This window comes from Pseudorhodobacter sp. E13, assembly GCF_003991405.1.
Lineage (GTDB): Bacteria > Pseudomonadota > Alphaproteobacteria > Rhodobacterales > Rhodobacteraceae > Pseudorhodobacter.
Window position 1 is genome coordinate 1 of the sequence record NZ_RPEN01000040.1, and the last position, 225, is coordinate 225.

The window sequence follows — 225 nt, forward strand, 5'->3', positions numbered from 1 at the left end:
CTTCAGTTTCATAGCATGTTCCCTTTCGAGGAAGTTGAGCATCAGGTTTCAAAACCGTTTCGGATCGTCTCGGTCAGGCCTCTGTTCCGTCCCGATACCCGCTGCGGTATGGCCTCATATGCCCCCCAGAAAGTGGCGCGATTGGGGCAGGGGTGTGGAATAATCGGGATAAATTCAAAACCTTGGAAACAGTGCGATGTCGTTAAGGAAACAGTAACCAATGTC

At 50.7% G+C, this 225-nt stretch carries 1 protein-coding gene; it reads right to left on the reverse strand.

The genetic code is table 11. From position 1 onward, the window contains the following. Positions 1-41: 41 nt before the first annotated feature. Positions 42-225 (reverse strand): hypothetical protein (locus tag EGN72_RS19340; protein WP_233586965.1); only part of this gene is annotated, 184 nt, incomplete at its 5' end.